Below are 26,553 nucleotides of genomic sequence, written 5' to 3'. Positions count from 1 at the left end.
GGCGGGACCGTCTAGACCGGGCTGCGCATCGCGGACATCGCCCGGGTGAGCCGGTCGAGCTCCGCCAGCATCGCGTCCGCCGACCCTCTCAGGGTGTCGTCGACGATCAGGTGGCCGTCGGCGTCCATGCTCCTGCGCCTGAAGACGGTCACCGCCTCGCCCGCCGGGACCATGCGCAGTTTGGACACCACCGGCTTGAGCAGCTCGACCGCGCGCAGGCCGCCGGACAGCCCGCCGTAGCTGACGAACCCGACCGGCTTGTGGGCCCACTCCCGGTAGAGGAAGTCCAGGGCGTTCTTCAGGGGCGCGTTGAACGCGTAGTTGTACTCCGGCATGACGAAGACGAACGCGTCCGCCGCGTCGATCGTCGCGCTCCAGTCCCTGGTGTGCTGGTGGACGTAGGTGCCCGTGGTCGCGTCCTCGGGCTCGTCCAGGAACGGCAGGCCCACCTCGGCCAGGTCGACGAGCTCCACGTCGAAGCCGCCGTGCTCGACGGCGTGCCGGGTGAACCAGTCGCCGATGTTCCGCCCGATCCGGGTCGGCCGGGTGCTGGTGACGATGACCTTCAGCAGCGGCATGATGCCCTCCACAACTTGTTTACGTGTAAACAGAGCGTGCCGCTATTTGGGTTACATGTCAACTAACGGCTAGGGTGGAAGCATGGCCGACCCACGGTGGCTCGACGAGCGGGAGTTCCGGGCATGGCTCGGCTACCGCCGGATGCGCCTGCTGCTCGACGCCCAGATCGTCCGCGACCTCAACCGGGACTCCGGCCTGTCCGACCCCGACTACGATGTGCTGTCCGCGCTGTCCTCCAGCAAGGACCGCCGCTGGCGGCTCAACCAGCTGGCCGCGCACATGCTGTGGTCCAAAAGCCGCCTGTCCCGGCACATCAGCCGGATGGAGGAGCGCGGCCTGGTCACCCGCGAGGAGTGCGCCGCCGACGCCCGCGGCGCCGACATCGTCCTCACCGACGGAGGGCTGCGCGCCATCGAGGCCGCCGCCCCCGACCACGTCGCGTCCGTCCGCCGCCACCTGATCGACCTGCTCACCCCGGAGCAGATCGAGACCCTCGGTGACATCGCGGACACCGTCCTGGAGCACCTCGCCGACGACCAGGGCGACGCCATCCCTTGAACTGGTCAACTCGCCCGCGCCGCGCCGATGGCCGCCCTAGCATCGGGCACGAGGCGGATGGGCGAGGGGGACCGTGTGGCTCAGATGTTCCTACCCGCGGGGGTCTACAACCCCGTCGTGACCGCGGACGGGCAGCGATGGCGCGACTTCGAGCTGGAGGCTCACGGGTCGGTCGTGGTGGCGGCGCCACGGGAGCCCGAGCGGGGGCAGTGGCGGCCGCTGCGGCTGGAGCGGTGCAGGCCGTACGGCGTGGCCGGGGGGCTGGCGCGGCCCGATCCGCAGACCCAGGAAGACATGGTGCGGGCCGTGCCGGTGACGGAGCAGGGGATACCCCGGCGCTTTCCCGACCCCCGGGGCATGTGGATCAGACTGATCAACGGAGCCGGGGCCGCGGAGGACCCGTTCCGGGCGACCAACGCGGTGGACTGCGCCCTGGCGGTGCTCTGCACCTGGTACGGCGCGCCGACCGTGGCCGCCCCCCGGCGGCCCGAGTACGACCGGGTCGGCAAGCCGCTGCTCACCGGCGAGGCCGGGGGAGTCGCCCGAGCCGAGCGGTGGCTGGGACAGCGCTTCCAGTACGTGGGACAGGGGCGCCACGCCTACATCCCGATCGCCCAGGCCCTGCTGGCCGGCGGACACGGAGCCGCCGCGATCATCATCAACCGCTGGCCGGCCGGTGGCAGCCACGCCTGGAACGCGGTCAACTCCGGCGGAGAAGTGATCTGGATCGACGCGCAGCGCGGCCACATGGCGGTCGAACCGCCCTACGAATCAGTGACGGGCGTCTTCTGCGTGGTCATCGACAGGGAAGGGCGCCGACTGTGAACCTCGACCAGGCCAGGGCCGTCGCCGAGGAATACTTCAACGGTGTCCGCAGCCCCGGCTCCGCAGCGGAGATCAGGATATACACCTTCAACGAAGGCTACGTCGCCTGGTCCAAGGAGCCCGAACCCGACGACCCCAGCGTGCTGCCCGACACCGTCGGCTCCGGCTGCGTCGTGATCGACAGAGCCACCGGCGAAGTCGTCATCCGGCCCCTGCTCAACCCGGAGACGGTCGCGGAACAGTGGCCGGGGCGCCGCCCCCGATAGAAGACGCCCCGGCCCTGCTCGACCCCGAGACGATGGCCGGGAGCGCCGCCCCTGACAGAAGACGCCCCGGCCCTGCTCGACCCCGAGACAGTGGCCGGGGCGCCGCCCCCGATAGAAGACGCCCCGGCCACCGGCGGGAAACCCCGCTCAACCGGAGGCGAGCGACCCCACGATCGAGGCACGCGCCGCCCTGCGAGCCGGCAGCACGGCGGCGAGCACCCCGGCCAGGCCGGACAGCACCACGAACGCCAGGATCTGCGGGACCGGGAGCCGGAACGCGACCTCCTCCGTCATCGTCTGCGCCGCGGCCCAGCCGAACGTGACACCGAGCACCACACCGACCAGCGCGCCGATGAGCCCCAGGATCAACGCCTCCACCGAGAGCATCCACCGCAACTGCGGCCGGGTCAGCCCGAGCGCCCGCAGCAGCGCCGACTCGCGGGTCCGCTCATGGACCGACAGGGACAGCGTGTTGGCGATACCCAGCAGGGAGATCAGCACCGCCAGGCCCAGCAGACCCGTGATGATCATCAACATCATGTCGAGCGCCTCGTCGAACTCGCCCCGCACCTCCGTCGAACTGGCGACCTTCGCCGTCGGATACGGCTGCGCCGCCGCCTCGACCACCTCGCGGGCCCGCTCAGGACTGACCCCGTCCCTGGCGTTGACCAGCACCCGGCTGTCACCGACCGCGCCGAAATAGCGCTCGAAATCCTCCTCGGGCACCGTCACCCCCGCCAGGTCGGCGACCTCCGGATCGAAGGTGGACACCACCGTCAGCTCCACCGCGCCGGCCTTGGCCGTCCGCACCGCCACCCGGTCGCCGACCTTGAGACCGAGCCCCTTGACGACATAGTCGGCGACGACCGCGGTCCCCGGCCTGAGCACGTCGATCGAACCCGTGACGAGCTCCGGCCTGAAATCCGCAGGCGCGACGAACGTCCCGACCTCGTACTCGTCCTCGCCCTTTCCGACCTTGGCCATGGTCTGGCGGAACGCGGCGACACCGGTCAACTCCGGCCTGCTCCGCAGATCCTCGGCCAGCGCGCGGGGCAGCCCGGAATCACGGGCCTGCGGCTGGACCATGTAGTCCACGGGGAACTGGTCGTCGAGCTTCTGGGTGTACGTCGCCCGCATGGTGCCGGTCAGAACGGCGATCAGCGTCATCAGCGTCACCCCCACGGTGAGCGCCACCGTCGTGGTGGCCGACCGCTTGGGATTACGCCGCGAATTGTCCACCGCCAGCCTGCCGGGCACCTTGAAAAGCCGGGCCGGCAACCAGCCCACGAAAGCCCCCAGCGGCTTGACGATCACCGGGCCCAGGGTCAGCACCCCGAGGAAGACCAGCGACCCTCCGACCATGACCACGATGAGCGCGGCCTGACCGGGCTCCATACCCAGCGCGGCCACCGTCGCCCCCACCCCCGCGACCAGGAACAGCGAAGCGAAGACCACCCGGATCAGCCCGGCCCTGAAAGTGTGCTCCTCGACCTGCGTGCGCAACGCCGCGATCGGCGCGACCCTCGTCGCCGACCGGGCCGGCAGCAGAGCCGCCCCCACCGTGACGACCAGGCCGATGAGCAGGCCGAGCACGATCGTGCGCGGCGCCAGCGCGGCCGTCGCGGACGGCAACGGCGCACCGACCGAGGTCAGTACGGCCAGCGCCCCCGCCCCCAGGCCATAACCCAGCAGCAGGCCCAGCACCGACGACAGCAGACCGACCACCACCGACTCCAGCACGATGGAACCGAACACCTGCCCACGGGTCGCGCCGATACAGCGCAGCAGCGCCATCTCCCGGGTCCGCTGGGCGACCAGAATGTTGAAGGTGTTGTAGATGACCAGCGCCGCCACGAACATCGCCACCAGGCCGAACATCAGCAGACCCATCGTGATCATCTGAGTGTCCGCGCCGTTCTGCCTGGCCAGGGCGTCGGCATAGTCCTTGCCGGTCTTGACCTGATAATCCGGCCCCAGAGCCGCGGCGATCGAATCGCGCACCGCCTCCTGCGTGACGCCCTCGGCCGCGGCGACATCGATCTCCCGGAAAGCCTTCTCCCCCGTCATCGACTGGGCCATACCCGTGGTGAAACCGACCGCGCCGGTGAAGCCGAGCTCCTGGTTGAGACCCACATCGAACAGGCCCACCAGCGTGAACTCGTGCTTGACCTCCTCGGAGTCCAGCACCGTGATGGTCTCACCCACCGCGAAACCACGGATCCTGGCGGTGTTCTCGTCGAGCACCGCCTCCGCCGGAGTCTTCGGGGCCGAACCACTGGTGATCAGGGTGCGGTTCAGCGAACCCTCCACGATGGAGACACCAGCCGTGGGATAGTCACCCGCGACCTTGCCGTCCTTGCCCATCAGCGCCGAAGTGCCCTGCACGAGCCCCTGAGCGTCGGCGACCCCGCCGACCGCGCGGACCTTCTCCAGCACGGCGGCCGGAACCAGCGGCTCCTCACGGGACCGCTCACCCGGCGCCGGCGTCACGGCCGCATCGATCCTGTCGGCCGCCGCCGAGAACTTCTGAGTGAAACCCGCGTCGATGGTGTCGGTGAGCACGAACGTGCCCGCGATGAAACCCACCCCCAGCGCGATCGCCAGCGAGGTGAGCAACAGGCGCAGCTTGTGCGCCCGCAACCCGGCCAGAGTCGTCTTCAGCAACTCAGGCCTCCAGCTTCATCAGCGTGTCGAGCACGGACTGCGGCGTCGGCCTGACCAGCTCGCTGACCAGCAGACCGTCACGGAGAAAAACCACCCGATCGGCATAGGAGGCCGCCACCGGATCATGGGTGACCATCACGATCGTCTGGCCCAGCTCATGCACCGACGTGCGCAGGAACGACAGCACCTCGGCACCGCTGCGCGAATCCAGATTGCCGGTCGGCTCGTCGGCGAAGATGACCTGCGGCTTGCTGATCAGAGCACGGGCCACCGCCACCCGCTGCTGCTGGCCACCCGACAGCTCGGCCGGCTTGTGACCCAGCCGGTCACGCAGCCCCACCGTCTCCACGACCCGATCGAACAGATCCCGATCGGCCTGACGCCCGGCGATCTCCAGCGGCAGCCGGATGTTCTGCTCCGCGGTCAACGTCGGCAGCAGGTTGAACGCCTGGAAGATGAAGCCGATCCGCTCACGGCGTAGCAGGGTGAGCTGCTTGTCGTTGAGCCCCGTCAGCTCCACGTCACCGATGTGGACCTGCCCGCCGCTGACCGTGTCCAGCCCGGCCAGGCAGTGCATCAGCGTGGACTTACCCGACCCGGAAGGACCCATGATCGCGGTGAAGGCGCCCGTCGCGAAAGAGATGTCCACCCCCCGCAGAGCATGCACGGCCGCATCCCCCTGGCCGTACACCTTCGTCAGGCCCCTGGCTACCACGGCGGCCGCCGCGTCCCCCCGCGCGTTCCACGCGCCGACCTCTCCGGTGATGGTCACGTCAACTCTCCTCGGCAACATGCACGTAATGACGAGACAAACGCTATTGCCGGAGAAAGCCCAGGCCATCGGGCTACAGGACGGACTCCCCATCCACCGCAGGGCCCTCGCGAAGCGACCACTGCCACCTCCGGGGTACCCCCGCCTCAGCCATTCGGCCGAGGACCCTGCGCGGCCCACTGCCTCCGAGGCGTCTCCCGCGCGATGAGGTGCCCTCCCGCGTGGCCCGCTGACCCCGAGGCGCCTCCCACGCGGCCCGCTAGCTCTGAGGTGCCCTCCCTCGTGGCCCGCTGACCCCGAGGCGCCTCCCACACGGCCCGCTAGCTCTGAGGCGCCTCGCCCGTGCGGCCCGCTAACCCGCCGAATGAGGGGTCACAAGCCCGGCCTCATAGGCGTACACCACCACCTGAGCCCGATCCCGCAGGCTCAACTTGGCCAGAACCCGACCCAGATGCGTCTTGACCGTCGCCTCCGCCAGATCCAGCCGATCGGCGATCTCCATGTTCGACAACCCCCTGGCCACCAGCACGAGCACCTCCCGCTCCCGCGCCGTCAACCCCCCGAACGCCGCCTGCTCCACCACCCCCGGAGACGGCAGATGCACAGCGAAACGCTCCAGCAGCCGCCGCGTCGTACTCGGCGCGACCACCGCGTCCCCACTGTGCACCGAATGGATCGCACTGATCAGATCCGAAGGCGGCACATCCTTCAACAGGAACCCCGACGCACCCGCCTTCAACGCCGCGAACGCGTAGTCGTCCAGGTCGAACGTGGTCAGGATCAGCACCCGGGGCCGCTCACCCGCCGCACAGATCAGCCGCGTCGCCTCCACCCCGTCCATGACCGGCATCCGCACATCCATCAGCACCACATCGACCTCGGCCGACCGCGCGGCCTCCACCGCCGCGGCCCCGTCGCCCGCCTCCGCGACCACCCTGATATCCGGCTGCGCCCCGAGCACCATACGGAACCCGGCCCGCAACAACGCCTGATCATCGACCAGCATGACCCGGATCACCAGCCGCTCACCGCCCCCAGCACACCCCGCGAACGGCCCCCGCCCGGCACCCGGCGACCCCGCGCGCTCCACGGACGATCCCTGCCCGGCACCTGACCACCCCGCGCGCTCCACGGACGATCCCTGCCCGGCACCTGACCACCCCCCGCGCTCCACGGACGATCCCTGCCCGGCACCTGACCACCCCGCGCGCTCCACGGACGATCCCTGCCCGGCACCTGACCACCCCACGCGCTCCACGGACGATCCCCGCCCACCAGACGGCCCCGCGCACCACCCCCGCCCCGCCCCATCACGCGGCCCGGCTCCGCCCGGTCTCACCTATCGGCAGCCGCGCGGTCACCTGAAACCCACCACCCAGCCGGGGCCTGGCCTCGATGCTCCCGCCGAACATCGCGGCACGCTCCCGCATACCGACCAGACCATGCCCCCCCGGACGCCCCGGAGCGGCGGCCCCCCGACCGTCATCGGTCACCCGCAAAAGCAGCTCACGCACGCCGTACTCCATCTCGACCCTGGCACTGGCGCCCGGACCACCATGCTTGAGGGTATTGGTGAGCGCCTCCTGAACGATCCGATACACCGTCAACTGCTCACCCTCCGGCAGCTCCTGCGGAACCCCGACCACCCGCAGATCGACCGGCAACCCCGAAGAACGCACCTGCGCTACCAACTCGTCCAACTGCGACAGACTCGGCTGCGGGGCATACTCCTCGACCGCGACACCGTCCGTCCGCAGCACCCCCACCATCCTGCGCATCTCGGCCAGCGCCTGCCGGCCCGTCGCGGCGATGGCCTGCATGGCCATCCGGGCCTGCTCGGGATCACTGTCGATCGCGTAACCCGCCCCATCCGCCTGAACAATGATCACACTCACGTTGTGCGCGACCACGTCGTGCAACTCACGGGCGATCCTGGCCCGCTCCGCCGCCGCCGCCAGCCGCGCCTGCTGATCCCGCTCATGCTCGGCCCGCTCGGCCCGCTCCTCCAGACTCTCCAGATAGCGACGGCGCGTGTTGGCGTAGATCCCCGCGATCCATATCGCCACCACGAACACCGACGCACTGGCGAAAGACGTCGGATCCGGATCCGTCGTCATCCGGCCGAACGAAAGAGCCAACCCCAGCTCGGCCACCAGACCCGCCGCGACGGCCCACGGCAGCGACCGCAGCGACGCCACCGCGTACATCGCGATGAGCACGGCCACGTTGAACGGCAACGGATCCACACCGGCGAGCCACTGGCCGAAACTCGCCACCGAGACGATCGCGAACACCGTCAGCGGCCGGCTCCGCCGCCAGAACAGCGGCGCCACCAACACCAGGCCCATCACCGGATAAACCCAGAAACCCAGCCCGCCCTTATAGCTGTCCGGACCAAAGGCGATCATGGCAAGAGTGCCCAGAGAGGCCAGCATGAACGGCGCCAGCCACAGGGCGTCCACGACACCGGGATGGCGCCGGCTCCGGGCGCGCAATCTGCCGAACACACCACCACAATACGTATCCGCAGATCAATGCCCTTCCCCCTCAAGGGGGAGTCCCGCCTACGACCCAGGTCGCACATCGCGCACGGCTTACGTGTTCTTTACCCTCTGTTGGGCATCATGGTTTCCGGGAGCACCCTCCGGGGTGAGTAAAGGGAGAATGTTTGTGATGGCGGATCACAATCACGCCGGGTCGCGCGGTGAAGAGGATGCACCGCGCGACCCGACGGTCCGCCACCGCCACCGTCCGCCGGCCGACCATGACCGTGACGGGCTGAGCGTCCGCCACCGCCACCGGCTGACCGCCCCACACCGCTGAGCCGGCCGAAGGACCACCCGGCCCCAGCCGCAGCCCCAGTACGCCCCGCAGCTCTCCGGAGCCCCCATACCCGGCCGGCCACCGAGCTTATTCGGTGGCGACCCTTCCCCGGCTTCCGGCATATTCCCTCCGATGGAACGCCAGCTGATCAGTCACATCGCCCACTACGATCACCCGATCGCCGCCCCAGTGAGCGAGCAGAACCTGGAGCGCCTGCTCACCCGCGCCAAACTCGCCCCCAAAGCACGCATCCTCGACCTCGGCTGCGGAGAGGCGCCCTGGACACTGCGGGCACTGGAACTCCACCCCGGAACGTTCGCCGACGGGGTCGACATCTCCGAACACGCACTGATCGCCGCCCAGAAAGACGCCGAGCAACGCGGACTGTCCGACCGGCTCGGCCTCCACCACATCCCGGCCGCCGACTTCACCGGCCCCGAACTCTACGACCTCGTCCTCTGCGTAGGCTCCACCCACGCCTTCGACGGGCTCACCGCGACCATGCAGAACATCCGCCGCCACCTACGCCCCGGAGGACTCGCACTGGTGGGAGAGTGCTTCTGGGAGACACCCCCCACCCCGGAGGCACTGACCAAGCTCGGCGCGGACCTCGACGACTACGGCGACCTCTCCGCGACCGTGGCCCAGGCCGAGGACGCCGGATACGCCACCGTCTACGGCCACACCAGCGACCTCGCCGAATGGCACGAATACGAATGGTCCTGGATCGGCACCCTCACCAACTGGGCCCTCGACCACCCCGGCCCCGACGGCGACGCCGCCCTCGCCGCCGCCCGCGACCACCGCGACATGTGGCTCGACGGCTACCGCGACATCCTCGGCTTCGTCACCCTGCTGATGCGCCGCACCGACTGAGCCGGATCCCGCGACCGGTCGGCGGCGGCGCGCTCACAGCCACCGCAGCCGACCGGCCTGGCCTCACCCCTGAGGCTCGTCGACGCGGTCTCCCGCCATGGAGTCCCGGGGGTCTGCTCCACCGGTCCCATCCATCTCGCCGAACGCGGCGGCGTAGTCCTCTTCGAGGGTGAATTCGCGTAGCAGTTGAAGCCCTTTACGTATTACTGCGGACCTCGATTTGGCGCCCTTTTGATTTTGGTAGTATTCGATGAAGAATGCGTCTTGGCCCGAAAGGGTGACGCTGGTGTCTATCGACTTGAGGTCAATCGCGTAATTCTTGAGACGTTGGTGGGGTCGACGGGATTCGAACCCGCTCTGGACGACACCTAAAATCGTTGCCTCTACCGTTGGGCTACGACCCCTATTTTTGCCTGCGAAATTCTCTGTCTGTGAATGGCAATTCGGGCAGAGAAATCGCAGGTTTTCTTTTCTGTTGTCCAGCCAGTCGCCGTTGATGTGATCAACGTGCAGAGTCAGGTCTCGCCCTAGCCAGACGCCCTCGATCTTACATCCAGCGCACTGGTATGGCATCCCGATTGCCGTCAAGCTCCGTCGGAGCTGGGCGGGATTCGGCCGAGGGCTCCCCTGGGGGCGCATGGCGAGGACCTGTTCTGGTCGGCGGCGTCTCGGTGAGGGCTGGCCCTTGTTCGGAGCGGTCCTGCGAAAATGGGAGGTGTCGATCCCGAAACGCTTCAGCTGGCGGCTGATGTGGGCGTGGTTGCCGCCTGCGATGGTGATGCCGAGGTGGCGCAGGACGTCGGCGATGCTGAGGGACTCCGCCGCGGCCTCGGCCAGCATTTCGGGGGTGTACTTGTACTTGGTTGGCATGCCCCAAGGATAAGTAATGGCACTGACAATTCCTGGGGCATGCGCGGGTCATGCTAAATAGTGAAAAAAGGTATTTAATCGAGGCCGAGTTCGCGGCGGAGGCGGGCCACGTGGCCGGTTGCCTTCACGTTGTAGAGGGCCTTTTCGATTTTGCCGTCGGCGTCGATGACGAAGGTGGAGCGGATGACCCCGACGGTGGTCTTGCCGTACATCGTCTTCTCGCCGTGGGCGCCGTAGGCCTTGTGGACCTCCAGGCCCGGGTCCGACAGCAGGGGGAAGGTCAGGGCGTCGTGCTCGACGAACTTGGCGAGCTTCGCCGGGGTGTCCTTCGACACACCAAGGACCACGAAGCCGGCGGAGGTCAGGGAGTCGAGGCTGTCGCGGAAGTCGCAGGCCTGCTTGGTGCAGCCGGGGGTCATCGCGGCGGGGTAGAAGTAGAGGATGACCCGCTTGCCGCGGTAGGTGTCGAGGGACACGGTCGTGCCGTCGGCGGCGGGAAGTGTGACGTCCGGGGCGGCGTCGCCCGGTTCGAGTTTCATTCGGCTCCTCCGAGGAATCGTTCCCGGGTCAACTTACCGGCCTGCCCGAAGTGTCGTGGGAGGGCCGGACCTGACAGACTGATCGATGTCAAGGGCGATGAGAGGAGAGCCATGGCGGACACCGATCCCGCGGAGTTGGAACGGCGGATCGAGCGGACCCGTGCGGAGTTGGCCCAGACGGTTGACGCCATCGCCGATCGGGTGAGCCCGAAGAATGTCGCGCGGCGGACCGTCGGCAAGGCGGAGTTGAGTGCGAAGCAGTTCCTGGCCTCGGTGGGAGACAGGGTCGGCGAGGTGGTGGGTGGTGCGCCGCGGCCCGTCAGGCTGGGGGACGAGCCCGATGATCTGTGGGCGGACGAGCAGCCGGACCTGGCGCCGGTCCTGATCGGCGTGGGCGCGGTGCTGGCGGTCAGCGCGATGGTCATGTTGTGGCGGCGCCGGCGTCGTTGATCCCGGGGTGTCCGCCGGTGCCGGGTCGGCACCGGCGGCCCGTGGTCAGGGTGCCGCCGGTGTTCTACAGGAAGGTCCGGCCCTCGCCGCGGTAGGTGGGGACCTGGTCCACGATCTCGTCGCCGTCGATCAGGTGCAGGGTGGCGAAGCGTTCGCAGAGTTCGCCCGCCTTGGCGTGCCGGAACCAGACGCGGTCGCCGACGCGGAGGTCTTCGGCGGCCTGGCCGAGGAGGGGGGTCTGGACCTCGCCGGCGCCCTCGTCGGGGTCGTAGCGCAGCCCGCAGGGCAGGTAGGGCTGGGGGAGGCGGTCGGGGCCCGGGGCGCCGGAGGCGTGGTAGCCGCCGCCGAGGACGGTGACGACTCCGGGGGCGGGGCGTCGGACGACGGGCAGGGCGAACAGGGCGGCCGGGCGGCCGGTGAAGTTGCGGTAGAAGTCGAACAGGCGGGGGTGGAAGAAGCCTGATCCGGCGGCCACTTCGGTGACGGCTTTCTCTCGGGTGGTCTTCTCGATGCTGCCGGTGCCGCCGCCGTTGACGAACTCCAGGTCGGCGACCTGGGTGACGGCTTGGACGATGCGGCCTCTGCGTGTGATCAGTTCGCGCCGTGACCTGGCCTGCATCAGGCGGATCGCCTGGGTGAGGGTGGTGTTGCCCGGGGGGTTGTCGCCGACTCCGGCGATCTGTGCTTCGTAGGCCATCAGTCCGACGAGGCGGAAGCCGGGCCGTTTGGCGACGTCGGCTGCCAGGTCGGCGGCCTGGTCGGCTTCGCGGACGGGGGAGCGTCGGGCGCCGGCGCGGAATCTGCCGCCGAGGGCGATGTATCCGGCGTCGATGTCGAGGCAGATCCGGATCTCGTGGCGGTCGCGGACGTCGGCGACGGCCGATTCGATGAAGTCGAGGTGTTCGGTCCGGTCGACCATCACCGTGATCTCCTGTGCCGCGCGGGTGTCGGCGGCGAGTGCGGTGAGTGCGGCGCGGTCTGCGGTGGGGTAGGCGAGGAGGATGTCGCGTAGTCCGGTGGAGGCGAGCCAGAGGGCTTCGGGGAGGGTGAAGGCCATGATGCCGGCGAAGCCGTCCATGGCGAGGATGCGTTCGAGGACGGGGCGGGATCGGATCGATTTGCTGGCGACCCTGATGGGTTTGCCGCCGGCGCGCCGGGTCATGCCGGAGGCGTTGGAGCGCAGGGCTGCCAGGTCGAGCACGGCGAAGGGGGGATCCAGTTGTGCGGTGGCCCGGTCGTAGCGCTGGCGGTCATCCATGACGGCAGGATAACCTGATCCAACCGAATATGAATATTGCTCATGTTGATGCCGTGGCGGTAAATTCTCCTGCCAGGGCGGTCCCGAGATCGTGAAAGTGGCCGGTCAGACCGTCCCCGGGCTGCCGGGGCCGCGTAAACCTGACCGGGTGATGAGCACTCTCCAGGACATCATGTCGAGCGCGGGCGGCACGGCGGGCGGTGAGAGCCTGCAAGCGGTCCGCCGCCGGTCGCTGCGGCTGCTGAGGCCGGGCAGGACCCCGGCCGGTGTGGTGGTGGCCCTGACCGTGTCCGTCGCGCTGGCGGCGGCGACCGGGACGACGGTCGGCCTGGTGACGGGCTCGCCGTTCGGGCGGATGCCGTACCGGCAGCTCGCCGCCTGGGCCGGTGAGTCGAGATGGTCCGACGCCGGTCCGCTCGCGCTGGCGCTGCTCGCGATGGCGGCCGGAGCCCTGCTGCTCGGGCTCGCGGTGCTGCCGGGGCGGACCCGGCTGGTGCCGCTGGAGGCCGCCGACCCCCGGACGGTGATGGGCCTGACCAGGTCGGGGCTCCGCCGTACGCTGCGGGCGGCGGCCGAGTCGGTCAATGACGTGGGCAGGGCGCGGGTCCGTCTCGGATGGCGGAACATCGAGATCACGGTGGTCAGCGACGCGGACCGGACCGGGCATCTGCTGCGTCAGGTCGGTACGGCGGTCGGCGACCGGATGGCGGGTCTGGGCGCGATGTGCGGGGGTGAGGTCGTGGTACGGCTGCGCAGGCGGGGGATCTGATGAGGGCGTACCTGGGCAACCGGATCGGTCTGGCCGTCACCGGAGCGGTGCTGGCCGGGGCCGGGCTCTACGGGTTCCTGCGGGGGCACGGCAAGCTTCCCCAGCCGCGTGGGGACCGGATCCTGAACAGGGGGATCCCCGGCTATCTGGCCGAGCATCCGCTGGTGGGCTGGCTGGCGGCGCTGCTACTGATGGCGCTGACGCTGCTGGCGATCCGGTGGGTGCTGGGCGCCGTGGGGTGGGGGCGGTGGGGGAGCCGGACGGGGAGCGGGACCGCGATGCTGGGGGTCGCGCTTAAAGAAGTCGAAGGGCTCAGGCGCATTCATGTCAGGTCGGTGGCGGGCGACCGGCTGCGGATCGGGGTCGCCTGCGGGCCAGAGACGGACGTCGCCAAACTCGTGGCGCGGCTGAACAAGGACGCCGTCGGCAAGGTCCGCAGGACGGTCGGCGACGACGGGCTCGGAGCGGTCGTCCGGCTGCACGTCCGGCGTCGTTGAGCGCCGCCGGGCGCTGAAGGCCAGTCCGGCGGCCAGGCAGGCCAGTGGCAGGGCGGGAACCACGTAGCGGTGGTCGAAGGCCGCGATGAAGGGCGGCAGGGCCAGCAGGACGGTTCCCGCGGCCCACGGCATCAGCGCGGGGCCGCCGAGCCGCCGCAGGCGGAGCAGGACGCCGGCGAGGCCGATCAGCAGGATCGCGGCGACGAACGGGCCGCGGAGGAAGCCGTACTGCTGGTAGGCGCGCAGCCAGCCGGCGTAGGGCTCGACCAGGGAGGGCGCGCCGGAGGCGCCCTGGTAGGCGATGGTCAGCTCCTGGGCGGTCTTCCCCTGGGAGGCGGTCCCCTTGGGGAAGGGTCTGGCCGTCTCGGGGAAGACGTAGGCGCTCTGCGGGCCGGGGGTGGGGTAGACCCTGCGGTCCCAGGCGAAGATGTGGGCCACGTCGGTCAGGCCCGCCCGGAGGAAGTCCAGGGGCTGTGCCTTGATGGCCTGGGTGGCGAAGTCGCCGGCGAGCCTGTCGCGTTCGGCCCAGGTGCCCTTGATCTTGTTGAGCGGTGACGCGCCGTCCCAGATGTAGACCGGTGGGGGCTTGCGCTCGCTGAGCGGTTCGGTGGGGCAGAGGGCGGCCTCCGGCCCGGCCGGTTTGATCTTCGCGCAGTCGGCGAAGGTCGCCGTGCGCGCCCACAGGAAGGCGTTGCCGCGGGTCAGCCCGTAGGTGCCGTACTCGGAGCCGAACCAGGCGGCGTAGGAGCCCAGGCCGATCGCGGCGGCCAGCGCGGTGGCGGTGACCGCCTTCCAGCCGGCGCGGCCGATGACCAGGCCGACCAGCACCACGGCGATCAGCGGCAGTCCGATCGTGCGGGTGACGGTCGCGGCGGCGAGCAGGAACCCGGCGAGGAGGGCGACCCATATCGGCGGTCGCCGCCACCACAGCAGCAGCGTGACCGCCAGCACCGCCAGGAACTCCATGAGCAGGTCGGCCATGACGAGGTGTTCGAGCTGGATCTGGTGGGCGTCCAGGAGCACCGGCAGCGCGGCGAGCGTCGCGCCCCATCCGGGCAGGTGGCCCAGGCGGCGCAGCAGGAGGTAGACGCAGGCGGCGACGGCGAGGCCGAGCAGGTGCTGGACCACGACCACGGCCTGGACGCTCGACAGCGGTTGCAGCGCCCACAGGAACAGCGAGTAGCCCGAGGGGCGCGACTCCAGGGGGCGGGGGTCGAGTCCCGCGTTGAGGTAGACGAAGGAGTCGGCCCAGAACCACAGGGCGGGCCGGTAGCCGAGCACGGCCAGGGTCCTGAGTCCGGCGCCGGCCAGCAGCGCGGCCAGGAAGAGCCAGTGGGCGCGGAGGAATCGGCTCGCCGGGCGTACTCCCGCTGACACCAGAACCTCCCGAGTCTCCGCGACCGGAGGGCTCCGCGACGGGAGCCTCCGCGACAAGCCCCCCAGCATAGGCGGGATGCCCGGCGTCCGCGCCGGGCGTCCCGTTCAGCACTCGATGACGTTGACGGCCAGGCCGCCCCGGCTGGTCTCCTTGTACTTGTCGAGCATGTCGCGGCCGGTGTCGCGCATCGTCTTGATGGCCTTGTCCAGGGAGACGAAGTGGCGGCCGTCGCCGCGCAGTGCGATCCGGGCCGCGGCGATGGCCTTGATCGAGGCCACCGCGTTGCGCTCGATGCACGGGATCTGGACCAGGCCGCCGATGGGGTCGCAGGTCAGGCCCAGGTTGTGTTCGATGCCGATCTCGGCGGCGTTCTCGACCTGCTCCGGGGTGCCGCCCAGCACCTCGGTGAGCCCGGCGGCGGCCATCGAGCAGGCCGAGCCGACCTCGCCCTGGCAGCCGACCTCGGCGCCGGAGATGGAGGCGTTCTCCTTGAACAGCACGCCGATCGCCCCGGCGGTGAGCAGGAAGCGGACCGCGCCCTCGTCGTCGGACTTGGGGGTGAAGCGGTCGTAGTAGGTGAGCACGGCCGGGATGATGCCCGCGGCGCCGTTGGTCGGGGCGGTGACGATCCGGCCGCCCGCCGCGTTCTCCTCGTTCACCGCGAGGGCGTACAGCGAGACCCAGTCCATGGCCTGGAGCGGGTCCTTCTCGGGGGACTCGCTCTGCAGCCGCCGGTAGAGCTGGTGGGCCCGGCGTCTGACCTTCAGACCGCCGGGCAGCACGCCCTCCTTGGCGGTGCCGCGCCGGACGCACTCGGACATGACCTGCCACAGGGTCAGCAGCTGGTCGCGGATCTCCTGCTCCGAGCGGCCGAAGGCCTTCTCGTTCTCCAGCATCAGCCCGGAGATCGACAGGCCGGTCTCGGCGCAGTGGGCGAGCAGCTCGGCGGCCGTCGTGAAGGGGTACGGCAGGACGGTGTCGTCGGGTTTGATCCGGTCGGCGCCGGTGGCGTTCTCGTCCACGACGAAGCCGCCGCCGACCGAGTAGTAGACCTTCTCGCGGAGTGGCTCGCCCGTCTCGGACAGGGCGGTGAAGCGCATGCCGTTGGGGTGGTGCGGCAGCGAGATCTTGCGTTCGAAGACGAGATGCTCGCCGACCACGAAGGGGATCTCGCGCGTGCCGTACAGGGAGATCGTCCCGGAGTCGCGCATGGCGGCCAGCCGGTCGTCGACGGTGTCGACGTCGACGAGTTCCGGCTTCTCGCCGGACAGGCCGAGGAGGACGGCCTTGTCGCTGCCGTGGCCCTTGCCGGTCAGTCCGAGTGAGCCGTACAGGATCACCTCGACTCCGGCGGTCTTCTCCAGGAGCCCGTCCTGGTCGAGGCCGCGGGCGAATTTGTGCGCGGCGGCCATCGGCCCGCCGGTGTGCGAGCTGGACGGGCCGATTCCGATCTTGAAAAGATCGAAGACGCTGATCGCCATTGATCTGGTCCCTGCCTTCACATCGCCGTGATCATGCGCGCCCGGTGACGCGCATGATCACGGCGCAAGAGGAGAAATTTCAGGACTCGCCTGAAGTAAGAGCGGTGTACTCCTCGGCGGACAGCAGGTCGTCGGCGTCGCCCTCAAGACGGACGCGGAACAGCCAGCCCTCCCCGTAGGAGTCACTGTTGACCAGGGACGGGTCGTCCACGACCGCCTGGTTGACCTCGACGATCTCACCGCCCACGGGGGCGAAGATGTCGCTCACCGACTTGGTCGACTCGACCTCGCCGACGGCGTCACCGGGGCTGACCGTCGCCCCGACCTCGGGGACCTGCACGTAGACCACGTCACCCAGCGCCTCGGCGGCGTAGGCGGTGATGCCCACGGTGAGGGTCAGACCGTCATCGATGCCCGAGATCCACTCGTGCTCCTTGGTGTAGTGCAGGTCATCGGGAATGCTGCTCATTTTTTCCTCCTGTAGAAAGGCAGTTCGACCACATCGACCGGCTCGCGACTGCCCCGGATGTCCACAGCCAGGCCGGTGGACGGCCCCTCGTCCACGTAGGCCATGGCGATGGGCCTGCCCAGGGACTGGGAGGGCGCTCCGCTGGTGACCTCGCCGACGACGGCGCCGTCGGCGGAGACCACCGGATAGCCGTGCCGGGGGACCCGGCGGCCCGTCGCGACCAGTCCGACCAGGCGACGGCTCGGCGGGACGTCCTTGAGAGGCTCCAGGGCGGCCCGGCCGACGAAGTCGCCCGGCTTGTCAAACCTCACCACACGGCCGAGCCCCGCGTCGAACGGAGTCAGGTCGGCCGACAGCTCGTTTCCGTACAGCGGCATGCCCGCTTCCAGGCGGAGGGTGTCGCGTGCGGACAGCCCGGCCGGGCGCAGCCCGTACGGCTCGCCCGCCTCGGTGAGCGCGGCCCAGAGCGGCTCGGCGTCGCCGGCCGCGACGAACAGCTCGAAGCCGTCCTCGCCGGTGTATCCGGTGCGGGCGAGGAGGGCCTCGCGGCCGGCCACCGTGGCGGGCAGGCCGGCGTAGTACTTGAGCCCGTCGAGGTCGGCGTCGGTCAGCTCGCCCAGGATGGCGCGGGAGTGCGGGCCCTGGACGGCGACCAGCGCGTACTGCTCGGAGCGGTCCTCCACGGCGGCGTCGAAGGCCTTGGCGCGCTCGGTGAGCTCGGCGGCGACCCGCGGGTAGTTGGAGGCGTTGGCGACGACCATGAACTCCTCGTCCGCCAGGCGGTAGACGATCAGGTCGTCCAGCACGCCGCCGGAGGGGTCGACGATCATCGTGTAGCGGGCGCGGCCCGGTTCGAGAACGGAGAGGTGGCCCACCAGCGCGTAGTCGAGGGCCTCGCCGGCCTGCGGGCCGGTCACGAAGATCTCACCCATGTGGGACAGGTCGAACAGGCCCGCCGCCTGGCGGACCGCGTTGTGCTCGGTGGACTCGCTGCCGTAGCGCAGCGGCATCAGCCAGCCCGCGAAGTCGGTCAGCGTCGCGCCGAGGGTCTCGTGGACACCGCGCAGCGGCGTAGGTCGGGACATGTTCGCACCTCAGGCAGGGGACAGATGAGAGCATCCTCCCCCTCTGTCATCGATGCCTGAGAGCTTCGCCCGGTTTTTGCCGGACTTTCACCTTCGGCGAGGCCGCCAGGCCTACTTTCCAGAGAGCACCTACCCGCACGGTCCTTTGCCTTGAGAGGTTCGCGGGGAGGGCTTGCTCCTTCAGGGGTCCTGGTCTGGATGTCAGGACGCTCTCCCGCACGGGATTCATCGGTGTCGTAGCCAGCCTAACCGTCCGCACCGGCCGAGCGAAATCCCCCGGACGGCGTGTTCTCGCCGTTCGGAGCCGTTCGGAGTCGTTCGGAGCGGTCCGGAGGGGTTCAGGGTGGTTCGGAGAAGTTCGAGGGGTGCGGAGCGGGTCTGGGCGGCTCGGGGGATTCCGGGGGCGACCAGGGGCGGCCGGGAGGCGATCGGGAGGCGGCCCGCGGACGGCCGGGCCGTTCAGGGGCGGCTCCGCCGTACCAGCTCCTCGAACAGCGGGCTCTCGGCGTCGGCCTCGGGATGCCACTGGACCGCGAGGGCGAACGGGTGGTCCTCCAGTTCCACCGCCTCGACCGCGCCGTCGTCGGCGTGGGCGGTCGCGGTCAGGCCCGCGCCCAGCCGGTCGGCGGCCTGGTGGTGGTAGTGGGCCACGTCCGCGGTCTCGACGTCGAGGATCTTGGCGAGCCGGCTGCCGGGCACCGGCCGTACCGGCATCCGGCCGAAGCCGCCGGGGGCGGGGGCGTGCTCGTGGTGGCCGACCACGTCGGGCAGGTGCTGGAGGAGGCTGCCGCCGAGGGCGACGTTCAGGACCTGCAGGCCCCGGCAGACCCCCAGGAACGGGATGCCCCGCTCCAGGGCCGCCCGTACCAGCCCGAACTCGGCGTCGTCGCGGAAACCCCGGACGTGGCCGGTCCGCTCGTGCGGGGCCGCGCCGTACCGGGCCGGGTCGACGTCCCCGCCGCCGGCCAGGATCAGCCCGTCCAGCCGTCCCGCCAGCGCGGCGGGGTCGCCCGCCGGGGGCAGGATCACCGGCTGCCCGCCCGCGCGGACCACGTGGTCGACGTAGTCGTACGGCAGGAGCGCGGTGGTCATCTCCCAGACGGTGAACTTCGCGGGCTCGACGTAGCAGGTGATGCCGATGACGGGGCGGGACATGATCTCTTTCTTGCCGGATGCCGGGACGCGGGGTCCGTACCCGCCTCCCGGCACGTTATCGACGACAAGGTATGGCGTGGGCAACGGGAGGCACTGCCCACTGTCCGTCCCACCGGCTGAGAGGTGGGGACGGAGCGGTCAGAGCGGTGTGACGTAGGCGCCCGAGATGCCGCCGTCCACCAGGAACTCCGACCCGGTGACGAAGCTGGCGTCGTCGGAGGCCAGGAACGCCACCGCGGCGGCGATCTCGGAGGCCTCGGCGAACCGGCCGAGGGGGATGTGCACCAGGCGGCGCTGCGCCCGCTCGGGGTCCTTGGCGAACAGTTCCCGCAGCAGCGGCGTGTCGACCGGTCCCGGGCACAGGGCGTTGACCCGGATGCCCTCCCGGGCGAACTGCACGCCGAGCTCGCGGGACATGGCCAGCACCCCGCCCTTGGAGGCGGTGTAGGAGATCTGGCTGGTGGCCGAGCCCATCACGGCCACGAAGGACGCGGTGTTGATGATCGACCCCTTGCCCTGGCGCCGCATGTAGGGGATGGCGTGCTTGCAGCACAGGTAGACCGAGGTGAGGTTGACCTCCTGCACCCTGCGCCAGGCGTCGATGCCGGTCTCCAGGATCGAGTCGTCCTCCGGCGGCGAGATGCCCGCGTTGTTGAAGGCGACGTCCACGCTGCCGTAGGTGTCGAACGCCGTCCGGAACGCCCGGACGACGTCTTCCTCGACGGTGACGTCGGCCTTGACGTACAGGCCGCCCACCTCGGCCGCGGCCGCCGGCCCGCTCGCCTCGTCCAGGTCCACGCACACGACGCGGGCCCCCTCCTCGGCGAACCGGCGGGCGGTGGCCAGGCCGATCCCGCTGCCCGCGCCGGTGATGACGGCGACCCGGTCCTGCAAACGCTGCATGGCTGTCAATCCTCCGAAATGAAGACGTTCTTGGTCTCGGTGAACGCGGACAGGGCGTCGGGGCCCAGCTCGCGGCCGAGCCCGGACTGCTTGAAGCCGCCGAACGGCGTCCAGTAGCGGACGCTCGAATGGGAGTTCACGCTGAGGTTGCCCGCCTCGACCGCCCGCGCCACCCGCAGCGCGCGGCCGACGTCCCTGGTCCAGATGGAACCGCTGAGGCCGTACCTGGTGTCGTTGGCGATCCGTACGGCGTCGGCCTCGCCGTCGAACGGGACCACCGACACCACCGGCCCGAAGATCTCCTCGGTGAAGGCCGGGTCGTCGAGGCGGCCGGGGGTCAGGACCGTCGCAGGGAACCAGAAGCCCGGACCCGGCGGGCACGGCCCCTGCAGGTGGACCGGCCCGGTGACGTAGGAGGCGACCCGGTCCCGGTGCTCGGCGCTGATCAGCGGGCCCATCTCGGTGCCCTCCTCGCGCGGGTCGCCGACCCTGACCTTCAGCACCGCCGCCGCGAGCCGTTCCAGGAAGTCGTCGTAGACCGTGCGCTCGACCAGGATGCGGGAGCGCGCGCAGCAGTCCTGGCCGGCGTTGTCGAACACCGCGTACGGCGCGGTCGCGGCGGCCTTCTCCAGGTCGGCGTCGGCGAAGACCACGTTGGCGCTCTTGCCGCCCAGCTCCAGCGTGATCCGCTTGACCTGCGCGGCGCACTTGGCGGCGATCTCCTTGCCGATCTCGGTCGAGCCGGTGAACACGATCTTCGCCACGCCGGGGTGGTCGACCAGCCGGGCCCCCGCGACCTCCCCGGCCCCGGGCAGGACCTGGAGCACCCCCTCGGGGAGGCCGGCCGCGAGGGCCAGCTCCGCCAGCCGCAGCGCGGTCAGCGGCGTCCACTCGGCGGGCTTGACGATCACCGTGTTCCCCGCGGCCAGCGCGGGGGCCACCCCCCAGGTCATGATGACCATCGGGAAGTTCCACGGCACGATGACGCCGACGACGCCCAGCGGCTCGCGGAAGGTGACGTCCAGCCCGCCGGACACCGGGATCTGCCTGCCGTGGTTGCGCTCGGGCGCCCCGGCGTAGAAGTTCAGCACGTCACGGACGTTGCCCGCCTCCCAGCGGGCGTTGCCGACCGTGTGCCCGGCGTTGGCGATCTCCAGCTGGGCCAGCTCCTCGGCGTGCTCCTCCACCAGGGAGGCGAAGGCGCGCAGCAGCCGGGCACGGTCCCCCGGGCCGACGTTCCGCCAGGTGGCGAAGGCGCGCGTGGCGCGTTCCACCGCCCGGTCCACCTCGGCGGCGTCCGCGGACCCGACCTCGGCGAGCACCTCTTCGGTCGCGGGATTGATGATCTTCATGCTCACATCCGTTCGAATCCCCGGAACAGCTCCCAGTCGGTGACCGCCGCGTCGAAGGCGGTCAGCTCGACCCGGGCGTTGTTCGCGTAGTGCGTCACGACGTCCTCGCCGAAGGCGTCGCGGGCCGTCTTGGAGCCCTCCCACAGCTCCAGCGCGTCGCGGAGCGTGTGCGGCACGGTCTCCGCGCCCGAGGTGTAGGCGTTCCCGGTGAGCGGCTCCTCGAGCGGCAGCTCGTTCTCGATGCCGTACAGCCCGGCCGCGACCAGTGCCGAGACCGCCAGGTAGGGGTTGACGTCGCCGCCGGGCACCCGGTTCTCGATCCGCAGCGACGGCCCGTGGCCGACCAGCCGCAGCGCGCAGGTGCGGTTGTCCACGCCCCACTTGACCGCGGTGGGGGCGAAGCTGCCCGGCACGTACCGCTTGTAGGAGTTGATGTTGGGGGCGTAGAGCAGGGTCAGCTCGCGCATGCGGGCGAGCTGACCGGCGATGAAGTGCTCGCCGGTCTTCGACAGCCCGTACGGCCCGGCCCCGGCCATGACCGGCTTCCCCGCCCCGTCGCGGAGGGAGATGTGGATGTGGCAGGAGTTGCCCTCGCGCTGGTTCGGCTTGGCCATGAAGGTGATCGACATGCCCTCCTGGGAGGCGATCTCCTTGGCGCCGTTCTTGTACACGGCGTGGTTGTCGCAGCTGGTGAGCGCGCCCGCGAAGCGGAAGGCGATCTCGTGCTGGCCGAGGTTGCACTCGCCCTTGGCGGACTCGACGTACATCCCGGCGCCCTCCATGCCGAGCCGGATCCTGCGCAGCAGCGGCTCGACCCTGGAGGTGCCGAGGAGGGAGTAGTCGACGTTGTAGAGGTTGGCCGGGGTCAGGTCCCGGTAGGCGCGCCGCCAGGCCTCCTCGTAGGTGTCGTCGTAGACCACGAACTCCAGCTCGGTCCCGACGAACGCGCCCCAGCCCCGCTCGTCCAGCCTGGCGAGCTGCCGGCGCAGGATCTGCCTGGGCGAGGCGGTCACGTCCGAGCCGTCCTCCCACCGCAGGTCGGCCATCACCAGGGCGGTGCCCTCCAGCCACGGCACCCGGCGCAGGGTGGACAGGTCGGGCCGCATCACGAAGTCGCCGTATCCCCGCTCCCACGACGACATCGCGTAGCCGTCCACGGTGTTCATGTCGACGTCCACCGCGAGCAGGTAGTTGCACCCCTCGGAGGCGTGGTGCAGCACCTCCTCCAGGAAATAGCGCGCGGACAGCCGTTTCCCCTGCAGGCGGCCCTGCATGTCGACGATCGCCAGCAGCACGGTGTCGATCCGTCCCGCCCCCACCTCGTCGCGAAGCTCGCTGACCTCCACGCCGCCCTCCTCGCCGGAGCCTTATTGGGCTAGTGTCAGACCATTGAGTTCTATGTGAGGATCCTTTGTCAAGGGTGGAGGTGAGATTGGACGAGTCGCCGCGACTGACGACCGTGCTGCGGCCGGTGCGTGCGGGGAACGCGTTCGAGGAGACCGTGGAACGCCTGCTCCAGGCGATCAAACTCGGGGTGGTGACCGAGAAGCTGCCGCCGGAGCGGGAGCTGGCGGTGCAGCTCGGGATCAGCAGGGTCACCCTGCGCGAGGCCATCCGCGCGCTGCAGGAGGCGGGCTACCTCACCGTGCGGCGCGGCAGGTACGGCGGCGCCTTCGTCACCTACGCCCCGCCCCGCCCGCGCCAGGGGGACCTGCGCAGGGCCGTGGCCGACATGGGCGACGACGACCTGGCCGACGCGCTCACCTTCCGGATGGCCGTGGAGTGCGGCGCCGCCCAGGTGCTGGCCACCGCGGAGCTGGACGCGGCGCGGCGCGACGCGCTGCGGCAGCGCCTGCGCGAGGTCAACTCGGCCGGGCCCGACGACTACCGCCGCCTCGACACGGCCTTCCACCTGGCCATCGCCGAGCTGACCGGCTCCGCGCTGCTCGCCGCGACCTGCGCCGACGCCAGACTCCGGGTCACCGACCTGCTCAACGCGATCCCCGTCCTGCAGCGCAACATCGAGCACGCCGCCGCCCAGCACGAGGCGATCGTCACGGCCATCCTGGCCGGGGACCCCGAGGCCGCGCGACGGGCGGTCGCCGAACATCTTGAGGGGACAGCAGCCTTGTTGCGAGGGTTTCTCGCATAATCTGGTGGAACAGTGGGGGATCTGTTACGGCAAAGAATCGTGGACACAGGGCGGCTTCCGCTGTTCTGTTTCTTCGTCGCGCTGATCGGCGCCTTCGTGTTCACCCGGATCAACGTCCGGCTCATCCGAGCCAAGATCGGCTGGTTCCGCAACGTCAACGTCGGTGAGATGCACATCCACCACGTGGTGTTCGGCGTGGTGCTGACCATGCTCGGCGGGGTGTCGGGGCTGATCGTGTCGGGCATCTCGCAGACCTGGTACGCCGTGACGGCGGCCGTCTTCGGCATCGGCGCCGCCCTGATCCTGGACGAGTTCGCGCTGATCCTGCACCTGCACGACGTCTACTGGGAGGCGGAGGGCCGCACGTCCGTCGACGCGGTGTTCATCGCGATCGCGATCACCGGCCTGCTCCTGCTCGGCCTGCGCCCGCTCGGCTGGGAACGCTCCGACGGCACGCCGCAGGGGACGTGGCTCACGGCCGGGGTCATCGTGCTCAACCTCGCGCTCGCGGTGGTCACCCTGCTCAAGGGGAAGATCTGGACCGGCCTGGCGGGCCTGTTCGTCCCCGTCCTGCTGATCCCCGGCGCCCTGCGGCTGGCCCGCCCGGGATCGCCCTGGGCCCACTGGTTCATGGCGCCCGGCGCCCGGCGTCCCCGGCCCCGCCAGATGGCCAGGGCCGAGCGCCGCGAGGAGCGCTGGCGCCGCCCGGTGATCCGCGCCAAGATCGCCTTCCAGGAGTTCGTCTCCGGACGCCACGACCTGCCCTCCACCCGCCGCAGGATCCGGCGGTGAGCGGACGGGCATACTGGGAGGCGTGAGTGCCCTTCCATCCCGCTGGGACGGTGTCGAGCGACGGGTCCCCGACTCCCTGGCGGACCTGCGCGGCCCGGCCACGGGAGTGGTCACCCTGCCCGTCCACCTCGGCTGGTCGGGGCTCACCGAGTTCGACCTGCTGGACCCGCTGCTGCGGATGAGCCTGTACCGCGCGGTCATCACCGGCGGCGGCCGGAGCGACGCCGAGTCCTATCTGAACGCCGGGCTCCTGGTCGCCGACTGGCCCACCCTGCGCCGGGGCCTCGGGCCCGGTTACCGCAGAGCCTGGGAGGGCAAGATCGCCGCGCTGGGGTGGGAATGATGCTCCTGCCTCCCTTCCAGCAGCGGATGCTCCAGGCCGTGCTGCCGGTCTGCGCCCGGTTCGGCCTGGTCCTGGCCGGCGGCTACGCCATGAACGCCCACGGCTTCACCCACCGCCCCAGCAACGACCTCGACTTCGCCACCGCCGCCGAGACGCCGCTGCCCGAGGTCGCCGACGGGGTCGCCGAGGCGCTGGGGGCGGCCGGCCTGGAGGTCACCGTGGTCGAGGTCACGCCGCGGATGGGCCGCCTGGTGGTCAGCGATCCGGTGACCGAGCAGAGCTGCGAGTTCGACCTGCTGCGGGAGGCCTTCCAGCAGCAGCCCGTGATCGTCGGAGACCTGTCCGTCGTCTCCCTGGACGACGCGGTGGGGCTGAAGATGCGGGCCCTGCACGAGCGCAGCCTCGCCCGCGACGTCATCGACATCGCGTCGGTCTCCCACCTGTACGGCTTCCGCGAGTTCGAGCATCTCGCCCGCCTGCACAACGAGGAGTTCTCCCTCGCCGAGCTGGTGATGCGGCTGGAGTTCGTCGACCTGATCGCGGACGAGGAGTTCGAGGCCTACGGGGTGGACGAGGATCGGATCGCCGAGATCAGGCGGTTCTCCTACGCCTGGGTGGAGGACATCAAGCTCCGCCGGGCCGACGAGGGCGACGCCGAGTACGGCGCCGACTACGACGACGTCCCCGACCCCGACTGACGGAAGACCGGAAAGAGACGCCGGCTATGCCACTGGCGGTGGCATTGTCGGGACATGGCCCTACCTCAGCCCGCGGATCCAACGATCAAGAAGTCGGTGACTCTGCGCCGATCTGTGGCTGAGGAGGTCGAGACCCGGACAGGCCCTCGCGGGTTCTCCCACTTCGTCGATCAGGCGGTCGAGTACGGACTCGCGCTTCTGAAAGCTCAGGAGATCGTGGAGGACCACGAGAGCAGGGTCGCTCCTCTGACCGAAGCGGATCTGGACGAAGCCAGGCGCTCGTGGCACGGCGAGTAAAGGGGCGGAACACGCCACCGGAGGCCGCGTCTTCCATCAGATATCAGAATGACCGGAAGCGGATCGCGTCGAGTATGTATGTGGTGTCGAGATACCACGCCTCCCGCTCATCGCCGGAGGCGAGGATGTGCGGGTTGAGTGGGTAGACGCTGCCCTCGACGTTTTCGGAAATGTCCAGCGTGCGAGGAAGGCAGTCCCCGACCTCGAAGTAATCTGGGCCCTGGGGTGCGTCGTAGTCGAAAGAAATAATCGTCGGGCGACTCCGGAAGCCCCGGCCCATCTCGATCGTGTTCATCCGGGATCTCGGGCGGGTGTCCTCTCACCCGCTTGTCCACGGGCCGGTCAAGGGCCTCCGCGTGTGCTCGTCGCCAGATCGGACGGCTGAGATCAAGCCTGTGACGCGGCTGTGACAAGAGGGAGCGGAAAAATCCTGGGACGCATATTCGGGGATCCGCCGGGCAGTCGACGGTCCTGCCTGCCGAAGGAGTGTGGATCGTGGGTCTCATCGAGAAGCTCAATCTGCGTGAGATGAAGGCCAGGGCCAAGCGGAAGCTGGGCAACCGGACCGGCAACCGCCGGCTGGTGGCCGAGGGGCGGACCGAGGAGGCCGAGGCGAAGCTGCTCAGGACCCAGGACGAGATCCTGGACACCGTGGCCGAGATGCGCCGGGAGTACGGCGTCCGCCGCCGCTGACCCGCCGGA

The 26,553-nt window shown here is 70.0% G+C and carries 28 protein-coding genes, 1 tRNA gene, 1 pseudogene and 2 riboswitches; of the genes and pseudogenes, 12 read left to right on the top strand and 18 right to left on the bottom strand.

All coding sequences use genetic code 11. From position 1 onward, the window contains the following. Positions 1-11 precede the first annotated feature (11 nt). Positions 12-578 (bottom strand): NADPH-dependent FMN reductase, encoded by a 567-nt coding sequence (locus BM085_RS05500; protein ID WP_093885931.1) that lies wholly within the window; start codon positions 576-578, stop codon positions 12-14. An 82-nt stretch (positions 579-660) separates the two neighbouring features. Between BM085_RS05500 and BM085_RS05495 the strand changes: the two genes are divergently transcribed. From BM085_RS05495 to BM085_RS05485, 3 genes are all read left to right on the top strand, one after another. Then, entirely contained in the window at positions 661-1,137 is a 477-nt protein-coding gene (locus BM085_RS05495; protein ID WP_031159006.1) for a MarR family winged helix-turn-helix transcriptional regulator, read from the top strand. Positions 1,138-1,221: 84 nt separating this feature from the next. After that, on the top strand, positions 1,222-1,962 hold the full coding sequence (locus BM085_RS05490; protein ID WP_245789165.1) for a toxin glutamine deamidase domain-containing protein: 741 nt from the start codon (positions 1,222-1,224) through the stop codon (positions 1,960-1,962). Then, the gene (locus tag BM085_RS05485; RefSeq protein ID WP_031159003.1) at positions 1,959-2,228 is read left to right on the top strand and encodes a hypothetical protein; all 270 of its coding nucleotides are present in this window, start codon (positions 1,959-1,961) and stop codon (positions 2,226-2,228) included. The genes BM085_RS05490 and BM085_RS05485 overlap by 4 nt, the downstream gene beginning before the upstream one ends. A gap of 147 nt (positions 2,229-2,375) precedes the next feature. Here the strand turns inward: BM085_RS05485 and BM085_RS05480 are convergent, their stop codons facing one another. The 4 genes from BM085_RS05480 to BM085_RS05465 form a co-directional block, all read right to left on the bottom strand. After that, on the bottom strand, positions 2,376-4,892 hold the full coding sequence (locus BM085_RS05480) for an ABC transporter permease (RefSeq protein ID WP_093885929.1): 2,517 nt from the start codon (positions 4,890-4,892) through the stop codon (positions 2,376-2,378). Between the two features lies 1 nt (position 4,893). Further along, a complete protein-coding gene (locus BM085_RS05475; RefSeq protein ID WP_093885928.1) occupies positions 4,894-5,664 on the bottom strand; it encodes an ABC transporter ATP-binding protein in 771 nt (256 codons plus the stop codon). 352 nt (positions 5,665-6,016) lie between these two features. Continuing rightward, on the bottom strand, positions 6,017-6,670 hold the full coding sequence (locus tag BM085_RS05470) for a response regulator (RefSeq protein ID WP_245789139.1): 654 nt from the start codon (positions 6,668-6,670) through the stop codon (positions 6,017-6,019). Positions 6,671-6,974: 304 nt separating this feature from the next. Beyond that, positions 6,975-8,171: a sensor histidine kinase gene (locus BM085_RS05465; protein ID WP_245789138.1), complete on the bottom strand. Its 1,197-nt coding sequence runs from the start codon at positions 8,169-8,171 to the stop codon at positions 6,975-6,977. A gap of 448 nt (positions 8,172-8,619) precedes the next feature. On the opposite strand from BM085_RS05465, the gene BM085_RS05460 reads away from it, so the two are divergent. Beyond that, positions 8,620-9,363: an SAM-dependent methyltransferase gene (locus tag BM085_RS05460; protein WP_093885926.1), complete on the top strand. Its 744-nt coding sequence runs from the start codon at positions 8,620-8,622 to the stop codon at positions 9,361-9,363. Positions 9,364-9,691: 328 nt separating this feature from the next. Here BM085_RS05460 and BM085_RS05455 read toward each other — a convergent pair. The 3 genes and pseudogenes from BM085_RS05455 to bcp form a co-directional block, all read right to left on the bottom strand. Next, positions 9,692-9,767 (bottom strand) — tRNA-Leu (locus BM085_RS05455). A 28-nt stretch (positions 9,768-9,795) separates the two neighbouring features. Beyond that, a pseudogene (locus BM085_RS47335) lies at positions 9,796-9,936 on the bottom strand (HNH endonuclease); the annotation flags it as partial. Positions 9,937-10,307: 371 nt separating this feature from the next. Further along, entirely contained in the window at positions 10,308-10,772 is a 465-nt protein-coding gene (gene bcp, locus BM085_RS05445) for a thioredoxin-dependent thiol peroxidase (protein WP_093885925.1), read from the bottom strand. A 111-nt stretch (positions 10,773-10,883) separates the two neighbouring features. On the opposite strand from bcp, the gene BM085_RS05440 reads away from it, so the two are divergent. After that, the gene (locus BM085_RS05440) at positions 10,884-11,222 is read left to right on the top strand and encodes a DUF3618 domain-containing protein (RefSeq protein WP_093885924.1); all 339 of its coding nucleotides are present in this window, start codon (positions 10,884-10,886) and stop codon (positions 11,220-11,222) included. 64 nt (positions 11,223-11,286) lie between these two features. On the opposite strand, the gene BM085_RS05435 is transcribed toward BM085_RS05440, so the two are convergent. Continuing rightward, positions 11,287-12,480 carry an amino acid deaminase/aldolase gene (locus BM085_RS05435; RefSeq protein WP_093885923.1) on the bottom strand — a complete coding sequence of 398 codons (1,194 nt, stop codon included), beginning with the start codon at positions 12,478-12,480 and terminating at the stop codon, positions 11,287-11,289. A 151-nt stretch (positions 12,481-12,631) separates the two neighbouring features. On the opposite strand from BM085_RS05435, the gene BM085_RS05430 reads away from it, so the two are divergent. After that, positions 12,632-13,249: a DUF6286 domain-containing protein gene (locus BM085_RS05430; RefSeq protein WP_093885922.1), complete on the top strand. Its 618-nt coding sequence runs from the start codon at positions 12,632-12,634 to the stop codon at positions 13,247-13,249. Positions 13,250-13,434: 185 nt separating this feature from the next. Here BM085_RS05430 and BM085_RS05425 read toward each other — a convergent pair whose 3' ends face one another. The 8 genes from BM085_RS05425 to BM085_RS05390 form a co-directional block, all read right to left on the bottom strand. Then, complete coding sequence (locus BM085_RS05425) at positions 13,435-15,123, bottom strand: hypothetical protein (RefSeq protein ID WP_093885921.1); 1,689 nt, start codon at positions 15,121-15,123, stop codon at positions 13,435-13,437. Between the two features lie 105 nt (positions 15,124-15,228). Further along, entirely contained in the window at positions 15,229-16,605 is a 1,377-nt protein-coding gene (locus tag BM085_RS05420; protein ID WP_093885920.1) for an L-serine ammonia-lyase, read from the bottom strand. Between the two features lie 79 nt (positions 16,606-16,684). Continuing rightward, positions 16,685-17,074, bottom strand: a complete 390-nt coding sequence (gcvH, locus tag BM085_RS05415) for a glycine cleavage system protein GcvH (RefSeq protein ID WP_093885919.1) — start codon at positions 17,072-17,074, stop codon at positions 16,685-16,687. Further along, the gene (gcvT, locus tag BM085_RS05410; RefSeq protein WP_093885918.1) at positions 17,071-18,159 is read right to left on the bottom strand and encodes a glycine cleavage system aminomethyltransferase GcvT; all 1,089 of its coding nucleotides are present in this window, start codon (positions 18,157-18,159) and stop codon (positions 17,071-17,073) included. The genes gcvH and gcvT overlap by 4 nt, the downstream gene beginning before the upstream one ends. A 33-nt stretch (positions 18,160-18,192) precedes the next feature. Then, positions 18,193-18,287, bottom strand: a riboswitch (glycine riboswitch). Next, positions 18,288-18,386: riboswitch (glycine riboswitch) on the bottom strand. Positions 18,387-18,618: 232 nt separating this feature from the next. Then, the gene (locus tag BM085_RS05405) at positions 18,619-19,314 is read right to left on the bottom strand and encodes a gamma-glutamyl-gamma-aminobutyrate hydrolase family protein (protein WP_093885917.1); all 696 of its coding nucleotides are present in this window, start codon (positions 19,312-19,314) and stop codon (positions 18,619-18,621) included. 138 nt (positions 19,315-19,452) lie between these two features. Next, a complete protein-coding gene (locus BM085_RS05400; RefSeq protein WP_093885916.1) occupies positions 19,453-20,217 on the bottom strand; it encodes a 3-oxoacyl-ACP reductase in 765 nt (254 codons plus the stop codon). Positions 20,218-20,222: 5 nt separating this feature from the next. After that, positions 20,223-21,569 carry an aldehyde dehydrogenase family protein gene (locus BM085_RS05395; RefSeq protein WP_093885915.1) on the bottom strand — a complete coding sequence of 449 codons (1,347 nt, stop codon included), beginning with the start codon at positions 21,567-21,569 and terminating at the stop codon, positions 20,223-20,225. Positions 21,570-21,571: 2 nt separating this feature from the next. Further along, entirely contained in the window at positions 21,572-22,915 is a 1,344-nt protein-coding gene (locus tag BM085_RS05390; protein WP_093885914.1) for a glutamine synthetase family protein, read from the bottom strand. A 65-nt stretch (positions 22,916-22,980) separates the two neighbouring features. Here BM085_RS05390 and BM085_RS05385 point away from each other — a divergent pair, with 65 nt between their 5' ends. The 5 genes from BM085_RS05385 to BM085_RS05365 are packed head-to-tail and all read left to right on the top strand — an operon-like array spanning position 22,981 to position 25,851. Then, complete coding sequence (locus tag BM085_RS05385) at positions 22,981-23,721, top strand: FadR/GntR family transcriptional regulator (protein ID WP_386439427.1); 741 nt, start codon at positions 22,981-22,983, stop codon at positions 23,719-23,721. A 39-nt stretch (positions 23,722-23,760) separates the two neighbouring features. Next, complete coding sequence (locus BM085_RS05380; protein WP_242675944.1) at positions 23,761-24,513, top strand: hypothetical protein; 753 nt, start codon at positions 23,761-23,763, stop codon at positions 24,511-24,513. A gap of 22 nt (positions 24,514-24,535) precedes the next feature. Then, entirely contained in the window at positions 24,536-24,856 is a 321-nt protein-coding gene (locus tag BM085_RS05375) for a hypothetical protein (RefSeq protein ID WP_093885912.1), read from the top strand. Then, positions 24,856-25,554 carry a nucleotidyl transferase AbiEii/AbiGii toxin family protein gene (locus BM085_RS05370; protein ID WP_245789136.1) on the top strand — a complete coding sequence of 233 codons (699 nt, stop codon included), beginning with the start codon at positions 24,856-24,858 and terminating at the stop codon, positions 25,552-25,554. The genes BM085_RS05375 and BM085_RS05370 overlap by 1 nt, the downstream gene beginning before the upstream one ends. A gap of 54 nt (positions 25,555-25,608) precedes the next feature. Next, the gene (locus tag BM085_RS05365; protein ID WP_093885910.1) at positions 25,609-25,851 is read left to right on the top strand and encodes a hypothetical protein; all 243 of its coding nucleotides are present in this window, start codon (positions 25,609-25,611) and stop codon (positions 25,849-25,851) included. Between the two features lie 43 nt (positions 25,852-25,894). On the opposite strand, the gene BM085_RS05360 is transcribed toward BM085_RS05365, so the two are convergent. Continuing rightward, positions 25,895-26,146 carry a hypothetical protein gene (locus BM085_RS05360; RefSeq protein ID WP_093885909.1) on the bottom strand — a complete coding sequence of 84 codons (252 nt, stop codon included), beginning with the start codon at positions 26,144-26,146 and terminating at the stop codon, positions 25,895-25,897. A 200-nt stretch (positions 26,147-26,346) separates the two neighbouring features. Between BM085_RS05360 and BM085_RS44195 the strand changes: the two genes are divergently transcribed. Beyond that, a complete protein-coding gene (locus tag BM085_RS44195) occupies positions 26,347-26,544 on the top strand; it encodes a CsbD family protein (RefSeq protein WP_093885908.1) in 198 nt (65 codons plus the stop codon). Positions 26,545-26,553 lie beyond the last annotated feature (9 nt).

Origin of the sequence: Streptosporangium canum (genome assembly GCF_900113865.1) — a bacterium.
Taxonomy (GTDB): domain Bacteria; phylum Actinomycetota; class Actinomycetes; order Streptosporangiales; family Streptosporangiaceae; genus Streptosporangium; species Streptosporangium canum.
This window is presented reverse-complemented; position numbering and strand designations above follow the sequence as displayed.